Here is a 22,481-nt window from a genome sequence, read left to right as displayed (position 1 = left end):
TGTTATACGACTGAAATTTGAGTTACAATCAAAATCATCAATCAAACGCCCTATAAATCATATTAAGGATAGTATTTATACCACCCCAATCATGCGGAATGCTTTCCCCCTTTTCAAAATTATCAAGTAATTTGAAATATCCTTGTAGTATTTGTTCTTTATTCAAAATCTCTCCTTGATATTTTTTTAATAACTGATTATATCCTTTCCATTGGACTGGAATTAAGTTTCCATTTCTATCTTTTAACATATCGATTCCAAGATACAATTCAATGCTACATGCTAAGCCATTAATATCGGTTGAAATAATTCCATAAGGTCCGAGTGTTGGGTAGCTTTTTGTAAATTCTAGATCAGGATACGAAACGATTTTTATGTTGTCAGGAATATCAATTTTATTGAGTACAGTACGTGCCTCAAAAGCAGCAGTGTCGTTGTCAAAGACAGCAATAACTTTGTTTCGTAAACCTGAACCAATAAATGCCTTAACGTAACTAACTAGTGAAGAAGCACTTCCTTGTGCGTTTGTAGTGTTAAAATCCATAAACGAGTAGAAATCAACAACCTCGGGGTTTAAAATCCGCATACTACGCTTGAGAATCGAAATATCTGATGATCCTTCTGTTAAAATAATAATTCGTTCATTTCTTATATATGATTCTGCTAGTTCATTTAGTGTTTCTTCACAAATTCTATCATTCGCTTCACACCAACCACCATCAACAAGAGAAGAAAAATCAATTTCGCAGTTATCATCATCACTATATAGTTCTAATAAAGCCCGAAAAACATATCTAATGTCGGAACTAATAAAACCAAAAATAGATTCCCCTTGATAATCCTCGTTCATCATGAAATACTCCATTGGATAGTTTGGTATCACTATTTCATCTTTATAATATAAGTAGTGACTGTAGGGAGAAGTAATTATACCTTTCATTGATTTCAACCAATTGTTGAATGTATATTCTTTGATTTCTATTTCTACGAATTCATCTCCGCATAAATAACTACAGTTTTGCACAGATTCATTATGAGTGATAAATTCTTTTTGCGCTTTATCTAACGTAAAACCCAAAATATCTAAGCGCAATTTAATTTTTTTAACAGTAGATCTGTATTTACAAGACAACCTCTCCTCATTATCTTCATCTATTATTTTTTCTAACTTTTTATCCTCTTCACGATACAGCGTAAGCCAAATGGAATTTATATGATTTTTGCTTAAAGAGAAGTCAAAGCCATTAATACCAATAGATGCGTAACTACCCACAAATAATCCCCCTTTAATTAGTCTTCGTTCTGTCTTATAACGTTCCTGTATTCACAACTCAGCGTAGTGGCCCGCAGCCTGAATATTATGTTATACGACGGAATTGCTTCTCGAATTAACTCTTGTTTCTAAGATCTTAACTACTTATTTGACTCATACTTACAAACATCATTAAAAACACTTAGAGTAAGAAAAGTTAAGGGGTTCTTCTTTACTTGTAAATATTTCTTTAATAAGTCCGTATCAATTTCTTGTTTTTTATCTTTTGTAATTAATCCAAAAACAAAATTAGAATTGGAATAAACTAAATCAAACACATCTCTTTTAGAATACTTAGGCTCCAGTCTTAATGTTTTGATATAATTATTGACTTTCAACTCTCCTGCTCCATCTAATGTTACTTTTTTTTCTGAGAAATCAATACCAAATTTAATAAGTTCCCCAATTTGAACATTGTAAGGTGAATAAATAGGTGCATAATATTTAGTATGCTTTCCATATATACCGTTACAACCATAGCAGGAACTCATTAAATTGTTAGGGTGCATACTAACAAACGGGTAATCTGATTTTGGTATAAAATGTTCAATAACTATGTTCCCATCAGAAATAATTGTATCCGTATCGCAATATGGACATATATAGATATTGTTTTCACCTTTGAAATTCTCATGAAATATCTGCCTTGAAAAGATGCTTGAATGGGAGTCGATCATTCCCCAAACTTTGGCGTTATCAAATAGCTTTTGATAGAATACCTCAATGAAAATATCTTTTAATACCGGGTCTATACTTTCTTTCATTAAATTGAAATCAAAATTATCAAGCTGAGTATTTTGCTTTTTAAAAATTTCGAATTGTTTTCTTAAGTATTTCACTTTTTTTGTATTAACCAGTTCCTCTAAATAACATTTTATATATATTTAATTTTAAATTGATTACATATTTCAAAACAACATAGTAGTTTTTTTTGCTGTGTTTTTGATCAAGAAAATTTTCAAAAGACTGAAATAATTGTTTTTTCGTGGCGTATTCAACTAGAGTAGATAAAAATGGGTAACAGATATTATCTTGAAACAAATTCAATTTTGCTTCATTTTTGAAATTACTAACTTTCCACATTAATCTCACCTAGTTCAATCAATTTTTTAAAAACTATTACCTTTAAAAAAGATTCGCCCATTGCTCCAAAAAATGCTTTCAAAGACGCCGTATCCTCTTCTTTTAATGCTTGAATAACCACTTCTTCAAATCTATTTTCCATTTGCTCATTGTCTATAAGCTTATCTAATATTACTCTCTCATCTGCAAGAAAAGTATTAAACTCAGGTGTCTTTATTTCATCATCTTCCAAAATTCTTATTTGTTCTGAAAATAGGCTATTAATAAAGCTATAATTGTGACTACTTATAAGTAAATGACAATCGTATTCCTTTAATAAAATTGATAGGATAGGTAGTAAATGCTTATTCCACGAATAGTTCAAATGTAATTCTGGCTCTTCAATGATTAAAATGCAATCGTTCTCTATATGTGTTAATAAAAAAAGAGCCGACCAAACAAAAGCTTTTCTCCTGTACTCATATTTTTTATCTTATATTCTTCTCCCTCATTTCGTTTGATAATTACATCATTAAAATACAAATGCTTATGTTTCAAAAGAATATAAATTAACTCCATGATATAATCTTTATGAAAGTGTTCAAAATTAAAAATGACATTGAATCCATCTACGTCCATTTCGTTTCCGAAAACTTCAAAAAATTCTCCTGTGATAAAATCTTCATTGTAAAAGTCACGAAATGCTTTGGGATATTTCTGCTTTATTTTTATTAGATCTTCGAAATACGGAATATCTGATTTCTTTATGAGAAACTTCCCGTAATCTTCTACGTAACAATATCCTAATTCCTCATAAAATCCATCTTGTATATTTTCTACTGATTCGAATTTGTGGAAAATCGGATGTGAGTACCTAGCAAAGATCTTATTCACAAAGCTAATGTTCATTCTTTTTAATATGTAGTTCAATTCTTGATTCTGAAAATACATATTAATAAATTTAAAAATCCCTTCTGAAAAGTCCATTCCGTAAGTATTTTTATAGTAAAGTTTGCTATTTATTTTTAGCAGTCTAGTAGCTAATAGATTGATCGGGTATTCCAGTTCGTATTCACTATCAAAACCAGAAACTATCACTCGTCTAGGTATAAAATCTACTATTTCATGAAACTTCTTAGTTTTTTCAGTATAATCAGAAGGGACTTTTTCCTTATTATAATAATCTTGCCCGTTCCTTCTTCCTCTCTCGGGTAATACAAATGTTCCTTTACCATCTATCCTCATATATACAACTTCCTCATACCTTTGAATACTCACTTGATGATCATTAATTTCATAGTTAAGCTTAAAATCTGTAGGTATTTTAGACTGAGACCGCTCTAAGTTTCTAAAAATATTAGCAATAAGACTTAATATCGTCGTTTTTCCAGTGCCATTTAGGCCTATGAAAGCAGTAATAGTAGCATTTCTATATAGCAGCTTTTCAATCTCACTTTGTGACTCCCAAAAAACAATTTCTTTTCTCTTGAATTTTTTATAATTTTCTATATATAAACTTATTAATTTCATAAATCCTCCTACTAATGAATTCAAGCTTTCACATTAATTTTTATTTATCGGTTTACCTAAATATATCTGCTAATGCTCCAAAAGCAATGGAGATTAAACGTTTTAAAGGTATTTATAACTCCTTATTGAACTGCAAAATCCTAACATTTGAAAAGACTTATCATCCTTTTTTCTATTATTATTGATTCTGTCGTATAACATCATATCTACGAACTTCGTAAACACCTCTCTTATCAATCCATATCCGAACTACATATAATATAACCCATATTAATCCATCTTCGAAGTCACGAACATACTCAAAAAAAGCAGCCCCAGTGCGAACTGCTCCATTCGTTAGAAAAGACTAACCTGTCGGATGCAGTTTAACATTTGGGCTGCTCTTTCTTTGCTCAACTTTACGGATAACCTTCAGTGATCATCCCTGGCCTTCTTCCCTTCACCTAAAACATTTACTTCGCTCCGCTACTCCACACCACGCGCTCGCTCATGGCTTTGTGCTGTGCAATCAGACAGAGTTCTGCCGCTTTGAATGCATGTTCCTGTGTCATGGCTGTCTCGGTGCGATCCAGACAATCGCGAATCAGTTGACCAAAGAACGGATAACCGACCTTGCCCTTCACGCTGTAGCGAAACTCGCCTTCATGGTTTACCAGATAGACCTGATCTCCTTCCGGTTCTCTCGCTACATCGATGTACTTCCGCAGTTCGATATAACCGTCCGTTCCAAGAATAACTGTACGCCCATCCCCCCATGTGCCAAGACCATCCGGTGTGAACCAGTCCACTCGGAAGTAACCGGACGCTCCGTTGTCCCCGATCAGAGAAGCTTCGCCGAAGTCTTCCAATTCCGGGAACTGTGGGTGATTGAAGTTATGCACACGACTGAACCCTACCTCAGCGTCCGTACATGATGCAAACGTCAGAAATTGTTCGATCTGGTGACTCCCGATATCACAGAGAATACCGCCATACTGCTTATGCTTGAAGAACCAATCGGGTCTTCCTGCGGCATTTAAGCGATGCGGGCCTGTGCCCATAACTTGCACTACTTTGCCGATTGCCCCTTGTTCAATGAGCTGTCCCGCATAGATCGCACTTTCTACATGCAGTCGTTCACTGTAATAAACCATATACTTTTTGCCCGTTCGCTTCACTTCTTCTCGTGCAAGCTTTAATTGCTCCAGCGTGGTAAATGGGGCTTTGTCTGTAAAATAATCCTTGCCTGCGGCCAGAACTCTCATACCAAGCGGTGCACGATCTGAAGTGATCGCTGCACTTGCCACCAATAACACCTCATCGTCTGCAAGCACCTCCGCTTCAGATCCAGCGACTTGAGCCTGTGGGAACTGCTTCTGAAATGCCGCTACCTTCGCCGGGTCCGGATCATATACCCACTTGAGGGTAGCTCCAGCATCCAACAATCCCCCAACCATGCCGTAGATGTGTCCATGATCCAGCGCAACAGCAGCAATAGTGAACTCACCCGGACCACATACGACCTCTTTTGTAACACTTTTTGGTGCATAGAACATCCCGTCTTTAGCCATGTCATCCCATCCTTTTTATAAAATGTTGATTACAATGAACTCGTCTTATATAACAAATCGTCTTCATTTAAATGTCTGACTCAAATCAGCAGGTTGACTGCCACTGAATGCCTTGTCTTTCTTCGTCGTTGAACCAGCAATGCATTCCTGCAGATGCTCGTAGAACAGATCCTCATCGATCGGCAGATCCACCCAGTTATCCGTCCAGGTGGACAGCAACATAGCGTTCGACAATGTTAATCCGTGTATCCCATCCTCACCGGGAGCAATGAGTGGTGCGCCTGTACGAATCGAGTCAACCCAGTTACGAATCAGGCCCGGGTGACCCGTTTCCACACCTGTAATCGGAATCTCACATTTCCAGCATTCTGGCTGTCCAAAACCTCCGGTAAACCGCTGATTGAATTCAGGCTCAGATTCCCGAAGTCGCCAGAACGTAAGTTTTCCATCTTCGATCACGATTTTACCCCGGTCTCCGTTGACCTCGAATCGATTGGTACCCGGTGCTTCTCCAGTAGTCGTTACGAAGACACCCGTTGCTCCATTTTCATACTCCACATAAGCTGTTACATCATCTTCCACTTCAATGTTCCGATACTTGCCAAACGAACAGAAAGCACGCATTCGCACCGGCATCATGCCGATGGTCCACTGCCACAGATCCAGTTGATGCGGGTCCTGGTTAATCAGTACACCGCCACCTTCTCCTGCCCAAGTTGCCCGCCAGCCGCCGGAATCATAGTAACTTTGGGATCGATACCAGTTCGTAATAATCCAATTGGTACGCCGTACCTCACCCAGTTCTCCCGAAGCGATCAAGTCTCTCAGTTTAATGTAGAGTGGGTTGGTCCGCTGGTTGTACATCATGGAAAAGACTTTACCGCTGGCTGCGGCCGCTTCATTCATCTTGCGTACCTGTTTCGTATATACACCGGCCGGCTTCTCGATCATGACATGCAAGCCATGCTGGAACGCCTGAATGGCCTGTTCCGGATGATCATAATGCGGCGTTGCAATAATGACTGCATCAATCGTACCCGAAGCCATCATCTGCTCAGCATCCTGCCAATAGGTTACCGTTGCCGGAAGATGACTGGATACCCAGCTCTCCATCTCTCTTCTTACATCACATACAGCGACCAGCTCTGCACCGGGTACTTCTCCAGCTACCAACGTTCTGGCATGTGCTGCTCCCATGTTTCCTATACCAATAACCGCTACTCGTACGATACTCATGACTTCTCCTCCTCGTCCACACGACGCTCAATTTCGGCGAAAACGTCTGCAAAATGCTGTAACATCGCCTTGGAGTCCAAGGCACCACTAAAGTCCTCAATTCCGTAGTATCCGTCATATCCGACGGCTCTCAGATCCCGGAACATCTGTACCCAATCCACCATGCCTTCAGTCAACGGTGTCCATTGACATTTCCAAGGTGTATTCAGAATCATTCCATTGCTCTGTTCAGTCACATTAGCCTTTTGCGTATCATTCGCTCCTGCTTCAAACCACCCGGCATTCTTCACATGCACATGAGCCAGATAAGGGCCCAATAACTCAAGTCCCATCCGATGATTCTCATATCCTTCATGCACCATATTGCCTGGATCGTACAATACACCCACATGCTGCGGGTCGAGCGATTGCACAAGCCGATAGGCCAGCGATGCCGTCGGTGCAATCGTCTGATGATGCGTCTCTACAATCGCCTTGATGTTGTACTGTTTGGCCAAATCCTGTACTTCACTCAGGTAATCAACGGCTTTACGATACAACTCAGGATAACTGGTCTTGCGATCATATCCAGGAACACCTACACGCATCATAGATGCTCCTAAACCAGCCGCAGCCTGAAACGCTTGCTTGGTGGCAGACAGATCTCCACAGTTCAGATACGGTACAAGTGCGATGGATTTTCTACCTTGCCCTAACGCTGCTTCACGAAAACCAGGAACCTGTTCCTCCCAGCGACTCGGATCTACGGAGCATCGATTATTTCTCCAGTAAGAAGGCTCTTCAGATATAGCATCTTCAGGTATTTCACGGAATCTCCACTCAATTCCATCAATCCCCGCTGCAGCCGCAGCCGATGCCAATTCTTCTGCATTCAGATCAGGGGTAGCCACGGTGAATACAGACAGTTTCATCATGATCCATCTCCTTATGTAAACGTATTCATTTTATGTCGTAAAGGCATTGTATCACTCCACTGAACGTCACCATAGGGGAAAACGCCAACAGATGAATGACAGATAACGAACAGAGCACATTCCCCATTCAGAGATAACTTCCAAGAGAATGATGTGATCAAAAATCAAAAAAGACATCCCTGGAACAGATTTGAATTCTGCTCAAAGATGCCTTGTACAATAATCATATATATAAGATGAAATTTAAGGAAAAGGTTCCCTTTCAGTTATCCAGTCGCCACTTCAGTAGCTGGTTCTGGTTCTTGCACTCGTCCAACTTGCAACCAGCGCATATCTCTCTAATCCCGATCAAAGAACACATGTTCAGCCTGTATTTTACCCTGATCTATTGTCATGATGCCAAATGAATATTGCTTCTGAAAACGCCGATCCGTAGGCGACCCCGGATTAAATACCAGCGTGTTGTCGACGGTATGCATCACCGGGATGTGTGAGTGTCCGTAGATCACAGCATCCACATGCTGGCCTGCAAAGGTATGAATTGCATTCTGCTCCGTACCCTTTGATCCCAGATGACCGTGCACAAGACCCAGACGAAGTCCTTCCACCTCAACTATGCGGGAATACCCAAGTTTTTCAGCAATTTCCGAAGGGTCCGTATTACCTGCTACCCCTTCAACCGGTGCATACTCACTAAGCAATGGGTGTACACTCCAATCCGACCAGTCACCAGCATGAAGAATGAGATCGGCACTGGGCAGTACATCAAGGAGCCGCGCAGGTAACTTGCGTGATTTTCGTGATAAATGCGTGTCAGAGATGACGATAATTTTCATATAACACCCCACCTTTCCCTTACGTCTTGTTGCAATCTACTCTGTCTGCAATGGAACAGCTTGCATCTGGGAACTGGAACGTTCCATATCTTCGAGCGTGATCGACGCAAAAAACTGTTCTACCTTAGCCTCGGCAACCTGATACAGATTATTCAGCAGGCTGTCAATATGCAAGCCCACTTCACATTCCGGGTTACAATTGCCGTGAATCGGGAACAATGGACCTTCGTCCTTGGCAGCCTGATAGATCATGGCTAATGTGATTTCACTTGATGGCTTCGCTAAGTAGAAGCCTCTTGTACCAGGAGAGGAGTTCACCAATCCTGCCTTTTTCAGCCCGCCCAGAATACGTCTGACGACCACAGGGTTGGTATTCACGCTACCTGCAATATGTGCAGACGTGATTCGTTCAGGCGCGCTGAGTGACAATAACAACAAACAATGCACACTGACCGAAAAATGAGTACTCATGATTAACCACCTTTATTTGAGCATTTTGCATAAACCCCAAAGAGCGCCTTACAATCAGCAAAATATAGATCGAAATGATTCTATTCGTCTATATCTTGTACCCGCGAGCGATAATAATCGAATTATGCAAGGTGCTATTTAATATGATCCTAGTCATGCTGACGTTATTCAGAGAACAGATCCTTTTCGGGACGTGCTCTGATCTTGAGCTGTCGCACACTGTATTCCAGTTGTTTCACAATATCATCCAGCTGTTTACGATCAATCTTGGTCGGATCTTCCACCGGTTTCGCGGACGACTTGAGATCGCGGATCGTTAACTGCTGTTCTTGCCATTTGTCCATCAGATCTGCAATATTGGCATAGAAACGTTCGTAATCTTTGATGACCAAGTCAAGATAGGCGTCCACCTCATCCGGATCATAACCACGAAGTTTATAATTGAATTGTTTTTCATGAATCGATAACGCATCTAGCTGTACACCCAATTGTTTGAACAATTGTCTTTGTTTATCCAATCTTCGTTTCATATGTTCATCCATATTGACAACCTCCATTATAAGCCAAACCGCAGCTCCCTTTTCCTGTGAAGAACATACGGCATTTTCTCTCTCTATTTTTTATAACACATAATCCGTCAGATATAAAACGATACGACCCTTTTCCTCACGAAAATGATTGCTTTTCATCCAATTCGGGTAAGGACACACTACACCCCACAACGGGAAAGGAGCATGTCCTTATGAGTACCTTAACTAAAGATCAACGTCAAGAACTGAAAAACGCCCTTTTGGAGCAACGTGAAAACTTGCAGCGTCATTTTGAATCCAGCATGGAAGACGGTGCTCCAGTCGAGTCGCTGAAAGATTCAACCGGTGAGCTGTCCTCCTATGATAATCATCCGGCCGATGCCGGTACAGAAACATTTGAACGCAGCCGTGATCTGGCGATCGACGATACATTAACAGACGAATTCAATCAGGTGAACGACGCATTGGAACGTATGGAACAAGGTGCATACGGAACCTGTGTAACGTGCGGAGAAGATATTCCCTTTGAACGACTTGAGGCTATCCCATATACAGCATACTGTATTGACGACACGCCTAACCGGGAGATCAGCAACGATCGGCCCGTTGAAGAAGAGGTAATGACCATGCCACCAAGTGGTGCTGGAGAAGGAAGACAGCAGAGCGCCGGCAAGTTCGACAACGCGGATGCTTGGGAAGCAGTCGAAGAATATGGTACATCCAACTCCCCCGCAACCGCAGCCAAACGTGATGTGAAAGACTATGATGAGAACATGTAACATAATTATGAACTGAAACGGTAAGCGTCAAAATTGAATTTGATTCCATAGGCTGCTCCACCATTAGCCTTCCTTATCACGCATTAAAAAGCCGCCATTGGGCGGCTTTTTCTAGTTTTCTCCAAAACAGTCTCTCACGTTTGCCGTTACTTGCTTCCAGCGATAACGCTGAACCCATGTATTCCGTCCGTTTATTCTTCCGACTCACTACCAGATAATGCGGATTCCTGCCGCTTCGCAACCGAACGAGACGTTTTCGGAGTTGATTTGCCCTTACCGGACGTAGTTTTCTTTTTCTCTTTGGCATCTGTCTTAGACACAGGTATTTTCTCTAAAGGTTTAGAGAGAGCAGAGAATAACTGAAAGACCTCATGTTCCCCTTGTTGATTCTCTTTTGTTGTATAGGGTTCACAGAGTTTGATGATGTTCTTATACAACTGCTCTACTTCCTCACGGGTTGCATACAGCGTGATGTCCGAGAGAAACATCCGATCTTCGTTTTCCGCCTGATGCATGAATCGCTGACGACTCTGTTCGAACATTTCATTTAATAATTTGAGCGTTTCCGAGCGAAACACCTGTTTCAATGGTGAGTTTTCGTTGTCTTCATCTTCGTGACGGAGATGGATCTCTCCGGTGAATGGTTCGTAGTATTTTGCGATAATCCCATTAATCTCACGTGTGGAAACGATCGTCAGCAGACCAATTTTCTCCAGCTTTTTTACATGATAGTGAACTTTGGCTGGCACCTCACCCATCTGGTCGGCGATCTCTTTGACAGTGGATGGTCTACCCTGCTTGTTAAACATATTCATAATCTGTATCCGATACGGATCGGAGTATATTTTAATTTCTTCAATTGTTGAAAGAACCTTGTGCTCCATCCCTGTATCCTCATTTCCGGGGTACCTGTTGTCCATCGATGTCTCTATTATACCGCTGCGTCAGGACTTCGGTCAAAACGAGCCGGAAATGACTTGATACGGAAAATCAGCTAATGATCACATCTGAATATCTTCACAGAGCACTTCGAAAACTTTTGCTAAATAACAACATACCTGCTGACATGGCAAGCATAATACCAAAAATGATAAACAGAACAGGCATGGTCATCCAATCTGCAAGTGCTCCCGAAGCCAGACTACCAAGGGGTGCAACACTCAAGACGAGCATACTCTGAAGGGCATACACTCTACCCAGCATCTCCGAAGGGGTAACTTCCATAAGATAGGTTGCCAGCGGTGTTGTAGCCAGCGGAATCCCCATACCCATCAGTAGACAAAAGGCCGCTGCAACCGGCAGTTGGAAGGAAGTCATATAAGCGGGTAGTGCCGTCATGGCATAACTGAGACCCAACATGACAATACCGCTGATGACCAGCACACTTTTACGATAATTCGCTCCCCTTTGGGTCAACCATACGCCACTGAGCAACATGCCTCCTACCATCAGCCCACTGAGCAGACTTAATCCCCACGCACCTGCATACAGCGTTTCAATTACATAGGGTGTACGGAGAACATTAAACGGCATCAGGCAGAAATTAACGAAGGCAAACAGGATGGAGACAATTAACAATAAGGCATGTGTACGGAGAAAATGAAAAGCTTCCGCCATTTCGGAGAATATACTCCTTTTTTCGGATGGATGAGCATCTATTTCAGATGATGTTTTATCTTTATTGTTAGCGGATGTTGATACTTGAGGATAACCGACTCGGCTCATCATTAAAGCACTTAGCGCAAACAACCCCGCATCAATCAAGATTGTCCAGGCAATGCCTAGTGTAGCAATGAGTGCACCCGCCACTGCAAGTCCTGCGAGTTCTGCCACTCTGGTTGCGGAAGAGGACATGGCATTACCTGAAAGCAGCATCGATTGAGGAAGCAATCGGGGTACACTGGACACTTCGGCAGGAACAGTGAAGCATTCCAGCAAAGAATTCAGAATCGTGATGACAAACAGATGCCAGACTTCGAGTTGCCCCAGTCCGAACAAAAGGGCTGTGATACCCACGAATAACCCGCGACCGGTATTCGTTATCACAATCACTTTTTTGGGAGACATGCGATCAACCAAAGCCCCAGCGAACAGACCCATGAGGATATTGGGCAAGAAATTCACCGCCAGCAGCGTACCCATCAGCACTTTCGAACCGGTCAGAATGTATACCATCCAGCTGTATGCAATCGAATCAATGGAATCCCCAAATCGGGATACAACTTTACTAAGCATAAATTGCATGTACGGTCTGATTCGTATTAACTCACCCATACCTTGCTTGCCAACTGCTGTGCTATCGTTCATGACTTTCCACTCCCTAACGTTAAAATATTTTTCATGTTAATTTTATTTTAACTTAAGTTATGCAGAAATCAATACCTCCGTGAAAATAATTTTAACGACAATTAAGAAAAGTAAAATCTCGCTCTTCTTTCAGATGCTTCGTAATCAACAGCGGACTTTTGGATCCACTTCCTATAACACAAAAAAAACAGACCATATGTGGTCTGTTGGGCTGAACTCGCCGTATTTGAGCTGCCTTCAATGTCTGCCTACTTCTCAACACTCAATTGAAATCCAGACTGTTCAGCCTGTGCCTCCAACATCAAATCGCGTACCCGGCCTGCTTCATTCCCCAGTCGTTCTTCGCTGATTCGGTAGTTGGTCCATTTTAGCTCTAGTGGAAGTTCAATCGTACCCGTCAGGCAATCCCACAATGCGTCAAGATTACCGCCATAAAAATCCGGCAGTTTCAGCTTATTCTTTAATTGCTGATGAAGTTCAGCGCTACTAGCAAAGTCTTCTCCATCCAGAATCACGGTGTTCATAGCTGCTCCTTCCTCTATTTCATGCGTGTAAATGATGCATAGTGATCTGTCGTTTTGTAGATGAGTCCATCATTGGAGTACACAATCCGATCCGAATTACGGAAACCGGAAGTATAGTTGATATCCGCTTCGCGCCATGTACGTCCGCTCGCTGAAGGCAGAAGCCCCTCCCGATTGCCAAATGTATCTCCGCCGATGCTTTTCCCAGGAGCGACGACAGCCAAGTTTCCTTTTGACGCTACCCAGCCGAGTCCTGTTGCCTGTGATTTGGTAATAAAGTTACATGGCAACGTTCCGTTTGCACTCAAATAGTTGGCTACACCCGTAAACGTATTGATGATGGTACATGTTGCAGCAGATGCCTTCTGCTGTGGAGCTGGAGTGAGCTGTGAACCTGTGAAGAAAACGAACGTTAACAACAAAGCCAGTAAAGCGGTTGATAGTAATCTTTTCATTAATCCGGCCTCCCGATCCTTCAAAGTAGATGAACGTTGTCACGATATGCACTTTGCAAGCTGTAACTGTCTAGTTGTGCGTTCTGCTAGATTATAGTAAACAAGTCATCTCATGACTATTTATATCACATCATTTTGGTAGAAATATCAAATTAGGACGTTTACATTGTAAAATATTATAATTATAACATTTTAAGACAGAAAAAAGACTCTCATCCCTGAAGATAGAGTCTACATGTTCTAGTATATTTAATCTGACCTAATCGATCAGCTGTACACGTTGACGAGTTCGAGCCGATTCCAGGCACGCATCAATAACGCGCATGTTTTGAATGGTATTTTCCGGACTGAAAGGTAAGGCTTCTCCTTCAAGCACAGCCGTTGCAAACGTCTCCACCTGAAGCACATAGGAATTCGACACCGATACACGTTCCTCACGGCTGACCGAATCCGTGTGTACAATAATCTGTGGTGGAATATCACTGTTCTCCCAGCCAAACACTTTTGGCAGTTCAATCCGCCCTTCCGTTCCGAGAATCTCCATCTCCGCTCGCCCTGAAGCCCACATGCCACAGTCAAAGGTTAAGGCTACCGAATTCGGAAATTCTAACAGTCCCGACGCCATCATATCCACTCCATCATGCTCGTCCGAGAATAAAGCGTGTACTGTCACCGCTTCCGGTTCCTGTCCCAGATACATCCGGGCTGCCGAGATCGGATACACGCCAAGATCAAATAATGATCCGCCGCCCATCTCTCTTTTGAACCTTACATTTTCCTTGTCATCAGCGGTATTACAGGTAAAGTTACCATGGATGGCTCTGACGATGCCAATCTCCCCACTAGCTATAATCTCTTGCACACGTCTGTGCTTGGGATGATATCGATACATAATCGCTTCTGCAAAAAGAACCCCATGCTGATGACATGCGTCAATCATTTCTACCGATTCAGCTGCATTCAGAGCAGCTGGTTTCTCGCACAACACGTGTTTGCCAGCCTGTGCAGCTTTAATGGTCCATTCTTTGTGCATATGGTTAGGCAAAGGAATATAGACGGCTTCGATATCCGGATCAGCGATGAGCTCTTCGTAACTGCCATACGATCTGGCAATGCCGAGTTCTTCGGCAAGGGTTTCCGCTTTTTCCTTGCTGCGGCTGGCAATCGCCAACACCTCACCACGTTCGGACTGCTGGATCGCCGGAATGACTGCATTTTTGGCAATGGTTGACGTACCGAGTACTCCCCACTGTAACTGTCTATTCATGCTCATCTTCCTTTCGTACCGTAATTGTCCTCTTCTGCCTTGTGTAACATACCGAGACAACGATCCAGATCCGTTTTGACCTGTTTCTTGTATAACTCTGCTTTCTCCGCACCATCATCCGTGAAATGATATAGAACAATTTCCTGAAAATCGACCTTTGGATCATTGCCCTTCAGCTTCTTCGTGCGATAAAATACACCCTGCTGTACCAATTCATGTAATGCCCGATATACCTCGCTCTGGGGTGGTACATAACCGTAGTCTTTGAATTCCTGCTTCATTGCCTCCAGCATCTCGTAACCATATCCCCTGTGCTGTTCAACCATCGTAATCAGATACAGCTTGATAAACGCCCGCTGTGCAATCATAAAAGCCACGTTCATTCCCCTCCTGTCAGAACCTATATATCTCGTATTATAAAACTTATGTTCGGGTTCTGCCATCTTTCTCCGCTTTGACTCACTTTGATACATCTTAAAGAAGGCAAGAAAGAAGTCGTGTAAATACGCGTTAATCTGAGGGAAGCACGGAACAAGGTTTTTATTATGAATTTTTCATGTAATGAAATTTTAATTATTTGTCAAAAGTTTGTTGTTTCAGGAGCTCAGCGATTCGTGTGATCGAATTTTTAATAATAAGACTGTGCAAAGGCTGTAATATCTGTGCTCCTGAATCCTGTGTTCCTATACTCTCGTACACCTGTACACTCCTGTAGAGCTGTGATTCTGTTATGAATTTTTCATATGTTGATGTATTCATTTATTGCGGACAGACTTTGGTACGGTTCCCACAATCCATTTGCCCCAGCTTAAGCGAGAGATGAGCCATGTCAGTACACAGGATAATGTGAGAGCCAACAACCAGGTGATGATCATGCGAACGACAGGGTTCCAACCCATAGCGACATAAAACAGTTCATCCGGAATATAGCTATACCGGAGCATCAACATATGCATCAGATATCCGCCATACGATACACCACCAATCCATCCCAGCAATCGTGTAACCCTGAGGTTATGGAGTTTGCCAGCCAACTGGTACATGACCATGATCGAAGCAATCAGAAAAAGTGCCATATCAGGGCGGATCAGGCTGACCGTGTAAAATGTAATTTTGATTCCCTCCGGCTTCTGAAACTCCAGCATTAATAAATATGTAAACCGAAGATCCAAAACGATAAACACCGTCCAGTATACCCAGCGTAACCGATGAACCCATTCATTCCAGTGCTGGACGGATAACCCCGCGGCTGCACCAAGCACAAAATAAATAAAGAAATAGAGGAAATTTCGGTCTGCATACGTTGTAAAAGCATCTGTCAGTAACGGGATATTCAGCCATTCCATGAACTTGGCGATGTTTCTTAATTGATCTGCAAGCACCAGATACACCACACCAGAAATCAATAATGCGATCATGCGCCCCTTGGCCTCATATCGGTTATATACATAACGAATGGCACGCAAGAAGAGCGGAAATAACAGATAAAACTGGATTAGCATAATGATGTACCAAAAGTGTGATGTCGTTTTGCCAGTAATCAGCTTCAGGCCAAGGTCTGGAATGTCATTCCATCCAAATCCGGTCCAGCCTCGCGGTGCAAGTGTAAAGTATATGAGTGACCAGATGAGATAAGGAACGATGACGTCGGTTACTCTTTTTCTCATGAACTGGCCATAATGCAGCTTGTCTCCCGTGTTATAAAACAACACCATACCTGTTATGAATATGAACAAAGGGACTGCAAATTTGGAGAGCATCAGCAGTATAGCCAATAACACGCCATCCTCCAGTCTCGTTTCCGGTACAAGGGAGTAATGTGCGATGGAGTGCTGGAGAACCACTGCTGCAAAGGCTATTCCCCTCAAGCTCTCAATTTCTGTAATACGTTCTCTGCGAGACATACATTCAGCCGTCCTTTCTTGGTTTTGCGATAAAAACAAAGTACAATGAAGCCGTAGATCTGATGAACGGAGTGATTCATATTTCTTTAACTGACAAGGACTTAACCACTATCGACTCCAAGTATGTCCAACAACATCTGGCTAACGAGCGAACTTTTCTGGCATGGGTACGCACCGGTATTGCCATGGCAGGCATCGGTTTTCTTGCTGCCGGATTTGGCTTCAATTCCTCGGCTTATGACCGTCTTGCGCACATTGCCGTGATTATCACAGGTATCACTTCTCTGATTGGCGGTATATCCATCATTTTATATTCGGCAGCGGCCTATCATCGGAAGCGTACACAAATCAATGAACAAACGTTTCAGGCGTCGACCGGATTAATCCGGTTTCTTACCATGATGCTACTGGTGATTGGACTCGCTTTGGCTATTCTGCTGTATGTATTGTTATTCCCTGCTTGACTGGGTAAAAAAACCACCATCATTTTATTATGCACAACTATAACACAGGGGCAAAAGCCGGCTTCCCTTGAGGAAACCGGCTAATGACCATCTTGTCGATCATATATGTCATTTTATTTACAGGAAAGTATTATTACCCAATCGAGCTGCCTTGCTTTGGGCTTCCAATCTGCGTTCTTCCATGTCCAGATCCGGACGTTCAGCAGGCACATCTCCTCGATGAGCTGCTTCGGCTCTGTCCCGGTTAATCTGGCTGTTGCCGCTGAACACATCGTACACATCGGAGTCCCGGTCCGTAGAATCTACGAGTAGCAGGATTTTGCCATTCTGTACATACTCCTCATACTGTCTGGCATCCTCTTCCGGAATACCAAGACCTACCAGTCCACCCACCAGTCCACCAGCTCCCGCACCCACAGCTGCACCGGTAAATGCTGCTGCGATAGGGCCTGCAGCCAAAATGGGTCCTATGCCGGGTATGGCCAGTGCACCGATCCCTGCCAGCAGACCGGCTACGCCACCAAGTACACCACCTGTTGCTGCACCCGCAGCCACGCCTTCAGGGGCTTTTGTACCTGTCTCTTCCCGAATCGCCTTCAGTTCATCGCGGTCTTGCGTAACCACGGATATTTCGTCTGAAGTGAATCCTTGTGCTTTCAGACCCTCGATAGCCTGCGATGCTTCACGTTCTGTATTAAACACACCTACGATTTTCTTCTGCATAGTGAATTCCTCCTCATCTTATTGAGTGGTTCGCTATGTTATTACCCGCCCTGTTTTCTTTCAAACGCTTGCAAGTCAATATACTAATTTGACAAGACGAAATAATTCATCATTTCCCCCGTGGTTTGGCTCGATTAGTCGCGACTGCTTCAAGTGGATTATCCGGCCAGTAGTGCTTCGGATAACGGCCTTTCAGATCTTTTTTGACCTCAAAGTATGTCTCTCGCCAGAAATTAGCCAAATCACGTGTAACCTGTACAGGTCGCTGGGCTGGTGACAACAGGTGGATGGTCAACGGAACTCGCCCTCCAGCTATACGTGGCGTCTCCTGTTGTCCAAACATCTCCTGTAGTCTTACTGCCAGGGTTGGGTCTTCCGGACGGCTGTAGTCGACGGGAATACGGGAACCACTGGGCACCTGTATATGCGTCGGAGCTTCATCGTCCAGTTGTTGTCGTTGCGTCCAGCTCAGGCCACCAAGTAATACATCTTGCATCGACAATCTCTTGAGGTCGGCTGCCGAACGCATGCCTGTCAGATAAGGTGTCAGATGTTCTGCCAACTCTTCGGTCAGATCATCTTCGATCAGGTCAGGCCACTCGGGAAGATGGAGATGCAGGAATCGCAGCCTGTCCGCAAGTTGTCTGGATGTTTTTGTCCAGGGCAGACAATCCAGCCCTTCCATTCGTATTCCGGTTAATAGTGCTTCCAGCACCTGATCTTCAGGCGGCTGTGCAATACTGCTCTCTTTAATCACAAGGGCTCCAATACGAAGTCTCTTATGTGCCCGCACGCTGCGGGTATTGGAATCCCAGGCGACTTGCACTTCATTGTGCAGCAGGTGCTGACCTGCCTGCAATAATGTCTGCTCCTGCAACGGCGCAGCCAGCAGGATGCGCGCATCTGCACCCTGGTCGTCTGCCTCGGCTGCGACCAGATACGCTGAACGGCTCAGCGATTCTGTCGCTGCGAGCCGTACGCCGCGGCCGCTGCTTAGCAGATAGCGGCCGTCCTCCCGGCGCTGCCCGATCCGGTCCGGATAGGCGAAGGACAGCAGCAATCCGCAGCTGTCCTCATCCGGCCGCACCGGATCGGTCGCCGGGCCGAGCGCCGAGCGCAGCTGGCGGCTCTCCTGGAGCATGCGCCGCACGGCCGCGCCGTCTGCGACAGCCGCTGCCGCTTGCGGCATGCCGCTGCTGTCGGCGGTCAGCAGCGCTTCTACGCGCGGGCGGAGGTCTGTGCCCGCGCCTGCACTGCCACTGCTGCGGAGGCCGGCAGGCTCCTGCAGCAGTGCCGCCAGCATGCTGGCGTAGCTGGCCAGCCCAAGCTCCGCCGCGCGGAGCAGCATGCTGGCCAGTCGCGGATGCACGCCAAGCGTGTTCATCCGCCGCCCGAAGGGCGTGATGCGGCCTGCGTCGTCCAGGCCGCCCAGCTGGCGCAGCAGTGCCTGTGCCTGGCCGTAGGCGGCATCAGGCGGGGTGTCCAGCCATTGCAGCTCTGCTGGGGACTGGACACCCCAGACGGCAAGCTCCAGCGCCAGCGGCGCAAGATCCGCAGAAGTGATCTCCGGGCGAGCTGCCTCAGGCAGCCCCCCGTGAACCTCTTCGCTCCATAGCCGGTAACACACCCCCGGGGCGATTCGCCCTGCACGACCCCGCCGTTGATCGGCTGACGCCTTGGACACCGGCAGGGTGACAAGCCGACTCATGCCCGTGCGCGGCGAGAATGCCGATGCACGACTCAACCCTGCATCCACCACAATCTTAACTCCAGCGAGTGTAAGACTGGATTCCGCAATGGAGGTGGAGAGCACAATTTTGCGCGAGCCCTCAGTGGCTGGTCGTATGGCCTCATCCTGTTGTTCCACCGGCATACTGCCATACAGGGAATGAACTTTCACATGTTCAGGAAGAGAACCCTTCAATAACTCCCGCTCTGTACGGTGTATCTCTCTTGCGCCAGGAAGGAAAACAAGCACGTCCCCCTCCTGTTCGGCTAATGCCCTGGTCACCGTCTGAGCCGTGAATTGTTCCAGTGGCATGGCTGTTGGTCTCGGTACATATCGTGTTTCCACTGGAAACGTGCGTCCCGGACAATGAATTGATTTTGTACCTTCGCCAAGCAATGCACAGACGGGAACAGGATCAAGGGTCGCCGACATCACCAGCAGTTTCAGATCTGGACGTAACATCGCTCGGGATTCCAATGCAAGGGCCAAGCCCAAGTCCCCGTGTAGATGCCGCTCATGGAATTCATCAAATATAATCATCGCTGTATCCTCAAGACCCTGGTCCTGCTGCAACATCCGGGTCAATACCCCTTCCGTCACAACTTCAATACGTGTCGCCTGACTCACCCGTGTATCCATGCGTACTCGATATCCTACGGTCTGCCCCGCTTTTTCCCCAAGCGAAGCCGCCAGTCTCGATGCAGCCGAACGCGCGGCCAGCCTTCGGGGTTCCAGCATAATGATTTTCCGTCCCGCAACCCACGGCTCCTCCAGCAAAGCCAGCGGTACAACAGTCGTTTTTCCCGCCCCCGGCTCTGCAACTAACACACCTGTATCTTGATCCCGAAATAACTGTCTTAGCTCCGGAATAATCTCTTGTATCGGTAACTCTATATGCATATGATCGCTCCCAATGAATGTACCCTACTGCTCTTCAGTAACTCTATTCGAATGTTAGCATTATAACAAAAAAAGCCGTTCCAGAGGAACGACTATCCAAGACGCACTAATTTTTAGCATCAAGAAATTTACGCAACATACCTAATTAGCTGAGCAGTGATTCAGCACCATCAATGACAATCTCTGCTCCGGTAATATGTCTGGATTCAGACGAAGCGAGGAAGCTTACCAGATCCGCAACATGTTCCGGCTGACCCGGTCCATCTGCAAGTGGCTGCTGGCCTTCCGGGAACTCCATTGGAATAATGATCTGTTGCAGATCATCCGTTTTGACCGTACTTTGATCGATATTCGTTGCAATTGCTCCCGGACAGATCACATTTACACGTATCTTGAACTTCGCCAGCTCAAGCGCAGCCATCTTGGCAAAAGCAACCTGCCCCGCCTTGGACGTGCTGTATGCCGACATACCGAAGCTTGAGAAGCGTTGATTGCCGTTAATCGAACTCGTAATGATAATACTGCCGCCACCCCGTTTTTTCAAGTGAGGCAATGCATATTTAATGGTGAAAAATGTGCCATTCAGGTTGGTTGTAATAATCTGCTGCCAATCTTCAACCTGAATCTCTTCAATGGGTGCCGATACTCCGTTAATGCCCGCATTGGCAAAAACAATATCCAAACCGCCGAATAACTCCACGGTTTCAAGCACTGCTTTTTCCACACGTGCCGGGTCGGAAATGTCTACATCGAATGCTCTTGCCGCACCTGGGTGCACCGCATTAATCTCTGCTTCCGTTTCCGAGATCCGCTCATTCACCAGATCAAACAGTGCAACTTGTGCACCTTCCTTGGCCAGTTTGACCGCAGTGGCCTTCCCAATACCGGAGCCTGCTCCGGTAATAATCGCTACCTTGCCTTGGAACCGTGACTTGCCGTTATGTTGTGTCATTATCCATTCCACTCCTTCGATTTAGCAATTATGTAAGAATGTACGTTCAAGCTCATCGTTAAAGTCAATTCTTCACAAGATTACCCAAAAAGAGTGTCTTTTAAATCAACACCAGCAAGTTTTTTCACAATTGATCTAAACCAATATCACAGCATCATCAGGATCGCTCCACAACTTATATCCGGTATTCACCATTCCAACTCAATGAAAGCGGCATCATCTTCAAGACCGCCAGTATGTGTAGCATCCAGCAGAACCTGAATGTGCTCATCGGGGACGTAGGCCTGGATAGCATCCAGATCGTTCAATCCATCCGTATATAACTGAAGGCGCAGTGAATCGTTAGCGGACCCTTTCGTCTCGTAGATGTGCGGCTTACCACCGACAGGTCCTTCAAGTGTAGACCAACGCTCATTCGTTTTGCAGTGAACCTGAAACAATTCAGACTGTTCCTGGCCATTACGCCACAGGCGAATACGTGAATCTCCTTGCCACGCAAGCCACACACGACTTTTGCGACCGCCTCCCGTAAGCTCAATCCGTCCACACACATACATGGCCTGACTGCCCCGACTTCGCTTTTCCATCAACACTTCACGTAGCAACAGAGGGGAACTTTCCAGTGGCTGTAATTTCTCCAGTTGCTTAGATGCAGGAAGGGTCAGATCATGAAGAAGACGCTCAACGCCCTCTTTCGTCGGCTGTTGCGTCGTTTCCAGCCAATCCAGCAAAGCATTCCCCAGAAAACGTGCTGCAAAATCTCCCAGGTAACTCATGCCTACCCCATCACACAATACAAAATTGCAGACATTTCCTTTCATACGTACCGCAGCAAAGTCCTGTCCGGTATCTCCCTGATTTACCGTCTCAGCCGCTCGGCCATAACCATACCTGCACTTGAATGTGCCTTGATAGCGGGTTAGTGGCTGTTCTCCGGTCTGCAAACTAACATAGCGAAAGTTGCCATGCCGTTGCTCGGCATGGCCTCCCTTATCTCCAGCGGACAATGTTGCCAATCGCATTGCTCTCATGATTC

23 protein-coding genes are annotated in these 22,481 nt (G+C 44.8%); 2 read left to right on the top strand and 21 right to left on the bottom strand.

All coding sequences use genetic code 11. The features are described 5' to 3' along the window. Positions 1-37: 37 nt before the first annotated feature. From AC1S8V_RS11975 to AC1S8V_RS11930, 10 genes are all read right to left on the bottom strand, one after another. Positions 38-1,273, bottom strand: coding sequence for a HEPN/Toprim-associated domain-containing protein (locus tag AC1S8V_RS11975; protein WP_482073757.1), 1,236 nt, complete (start codon positions 1,271-1,273; stop codon positions 38-40). A 140-nt stretch (positions 1,274-1,413) separates the two neighbouring features. Further along, positions 1,414-2,151 (bottom strand): HNH endonuclease, encoded by a 738-nt coding sequence (locus AC1S8V_RS11970; RefSeq protein WP_482073756.1) that lies wholly within the window; start codon positions 2,149-2,151, stop codon positions 1,414-1,416. A gap of 230 nt (positions 2,152-2,381) precedes the next feature. Continuing rightward, positions 2,382-2,759 carry a hypothetical protein gene (locus AC1S8V_RS11965; RefSeq protein ID WP_482073755.1) on the bottom strand — a complete coding sequence of 126 codons (378 nt, stop codon included), beginning with the start codon at positions 2,757-2,759 and terminating at the stop codon, positions 2,382-2,384. A gap of 50 nt (positions 2,760-2,809) precedes the next feature. Next, positions 2,810-3,904 (bottom strand): ATP-binding protein, encoded by a 1,095-nt coding sequence (locus AC1S8V_RS11960; RefSeq protein WP_482073754.1) that lies wholly within the window; start codon positions 3,902-3,904, stop codon positions 2,810-2,812. Between the two features lie 452 nt (positions 3,905-4,356). After that, positions 4,357-5,454: a Gfo/Idh/MocA family protein gene (locus AC1S8V_RS11955; RefSeq protein WP_482073753.1), complete on the bottom strand. Its 1,098-nt coding sequence runs from the start codon at positions 5,452-5,454 to the stop codon at positions 4,357-4,359. Between the two features lie 63 nt (positions 5,455-5,517). After that, positions 5,518-6,690: a Gfo/Idh/MocA family protein gene (locus tag AC1S8V_RS11950; protein WP_482073752.1), complete on the bottom strand. Its 1,173-nt coding sequence runs from the start codon at positions 6,688-6,690 to the stop codon at positions 5,518-5,520. Further along, positions 6,687-7,601 carry a sugar phosphate isomerase/epimerase family protein gene (locus AC1S8V_RS11945; RefSeq protein WP_482074462.1) on the bottom strand — a complete coding sequence of 305 codons (915 nt, stop codon included), beginning with the start codon at positions 7,599-7,601 and terminating at the stop codon, positions 6,687-6,689. Before AC1S8V_RS11945 ends, AC1S8V_RS11950 begins: the two co-directional genes overlap by 4 nt. A 341-nt stretch (positions 7,602-7,942) precedes the next feature. Further along, entirely contained in the window at positions 7,943-8,440 is a 498-nt protein-coding gene (locus AC1S8V_RS11940; RefSeq protein ID WP_482073751.1) for a metallophosphoesterase family protein, read from the bottom strand. Between the two features lie 36 nt (positions 8,441-8,476). Beyond that, positions 8,477-8,911 carry an Rrf2 family transcriptional regulator gene (locus tag AC1S8V_RS11935; RefSeq protein ID WP_482073750.1) on the bottom strand — a complete coding sequence of 145 codons (435 nt, stop codon included), beginning with the start codon at positions 8,909-8,911 and terminating at the stop codon, positions 8,477-8,479. Positions 8,912-9,075: 164 nt separating this feature from the next. Next, complete coding sequence (locus AC1S8V_RS11930) at positions 9,076-9,453, bottom strand: DivIVA domain-containing protein (RefSeq protein WP_017689054.1); 378 nt, start codon at positions 9,451-9,453, stop codon at positions 9,076-9,078. A 200-nt stretch (positions 9,454-9,653) separates the two neighbouring features. On the opposite strand from AC1S8V_RS11930, the gene AC1S8V_RS11925 reads away from it, so the two are divergent. Then, positions 9,654-10,220 (top strand): TraR/DksA C4-type zinc finger protein, encoded by a 567-nt coding sequence (locus tag AC1S8V_RS11925; protein WP_482073749.1) that lies wholly within the window; start codon positions 9,654-9,656, stop codon positions 10,218-10,220. 191 nt (positions 10,221-10,411) lie between these two features. Here the strand turns inward: AC1S8V_RS11925 and AC1S8V_RS11920 are convergent, their stop codons facing one another. From AC1S8V_RS11920 to AC1S8V_RS11890, 7 genes are all read right to left on the bottom strand, one after another. Next, positions 10,412-11,104 (bottom strand): ArsR/SmtB family transcription factor, encoded by a 693-nt coding sequence (locus AC1S8V_RS11920; protein ID WP_482073748.1) that lies wholly within the window; start codon positions 11,102-11,104, stop codon positions 10,412-10,414. A gap of 133 nt (positions 11,105-11,237) precedes the next feature. After that, complete coding sequence (locus tag AC1S8V_RS11915; protein WP_482073747.1) at positions 11,238-12,527, bottom strand: MFS transporter; 1,290 nt, start codon at positions 12,525-12,527, stop codon at positions 11,238-11,240. Positions 12,528-12,775: 248 nt separating this feature from the next. Continuing rightward, the gene (locus AC1S8V_RS11910; RefSeq protein WP_482073746.1) at positions 12,776-13,051 is read right to left on the bottom strand and encodes a barstar family protein; all 276 of its coding nucleotides are present in this window, start codon (positions 13,049-13,051) and stop codon (positions 12,776-12,778) included. A gap of 14 nt (positions 13,052-13,065) precedes the next feature. Beyond that, the gene (locus tag AC1S8V_RS11905) at positions 13,066-13,506 is read right to left on the bottom strand and encodes a ribonuclease (protein WP_482073745.1); all 441 of its coding nucleotides are present in this window, start codon (positions 13,504-13,506) and stop codon (positions 13,066-13,068) included. Between the two features lie 259 nt (positions 13,507-13,765). Then, complete coding sequence (locus tag AC1S8V_RS11900; protein ID WP_482073744.1) at positions 13,766-14,773, bottom strand: Gfo/Idh/MocA family protein; 1,008 nt, start codon at positions 14,771-14,773, stop codon at positions 13,766-13,768. Positions 14,774-14,775: 2 nt separating this feature from the next. Continuing rightward, positions 14,776-15,150 (bottom strand): replication termination protein, encoded by a 375-nt coding sequence (locus AC1S8V_RS11895; protein ID WP_036609188.1) that lies wholly within the window; start codon positions 15,148-15,150, stop codon positions 14,776-14,778. A gap of 378 nt (positions 15,151-15,528) precedes the next feature. Continuing rightward, positions 15,529-16,677 (bottom strand): acyltransferase, encoded by a 1,149-nt coding sequence (locus AC1S8V_RS11890; RefSeq protein WP_482073743.1) that lies wholly within the window; start codon positions 16,675-16,677, stop codon positions 15,529-15,531. Between the two features lie 62 nt (positions 16,678-16,739). Between AC1S8V_RS11890 and AC1S8V_RS11885 the strand changes: the two genes are divergently transcribed. After that, complete coding sequence (locus AC1S8V_RS11885; protein WP_482073742.1) at positions 16,740-17,141, top strand: YidH family protein; 402 nt, start codon at positions 16,740-16,742, stop codon at positions 17,139-17,141. 117 nt (positions 17,142-17,258) lie between these two features. Here the strand turns inward: AC1S8V_RS11885 and AC1S8V_RS11880 are convergent, their stop codons facing one another. The 4 genes from AC1S8V_RS11880 to AC1S8V_RS11865 form a co-directional block, all read right to left on the bottom strand. Further along, positions 17,259-17,864, bottom strand: coding sequence for a general stress protein (locus AC1S8V_RS11880; protein ID WP_145318680.1), 606 nt, complete (start codon positions 17,862-17,864; stop codon positions 17,259-17,261). Positions 17,865-17,973: 109 nt separating this feature from the next. Next, positions 17,974-20,493, bottom strand: a complete 2,520-nt coding sequence (gene hrpB / locus AC1S8V_RS11875) for an ATP-dependent helicase HrpB (protein WP_482073741.1) — start codon at positions 20,491-20,493, stop codon at positions 17,974-17,976. Between the two features lie 145 nt (positions 20,494-20,638). Then, on the bottom strand, positions 20,639-21,445 hold the full coding sequence (locus AC1S8V_RS11870; RefSeq protein ID WP_482073740.1) for an SDR family oxidoreductase: 807 nt from the start codon (positions 21,443-21,445) through the stop codon (positions 20,639-20,641). Positions 21,446-21,633: 188 nt separating this feature from the next. Continuing rightward, a complete protein-coding gene (locus AC1S8V_RS11865; protein ID WP_482073739.1) occupies positions 21,634-22,476 on the bottom strand; it encodes a hypothetical protein in 843 nt (280 codons plus the stop codon). Positions 22,477-22,481: the final 5 nt, after the last annotated feature.

Source organism: Paenibacillus sp. B46(2026) (assembly GCF_056786355.1).
Note: the sequence above shows the minus strand (reverse complement) of the source record. Positions and strands in the feature narration are given on the sequence as shown.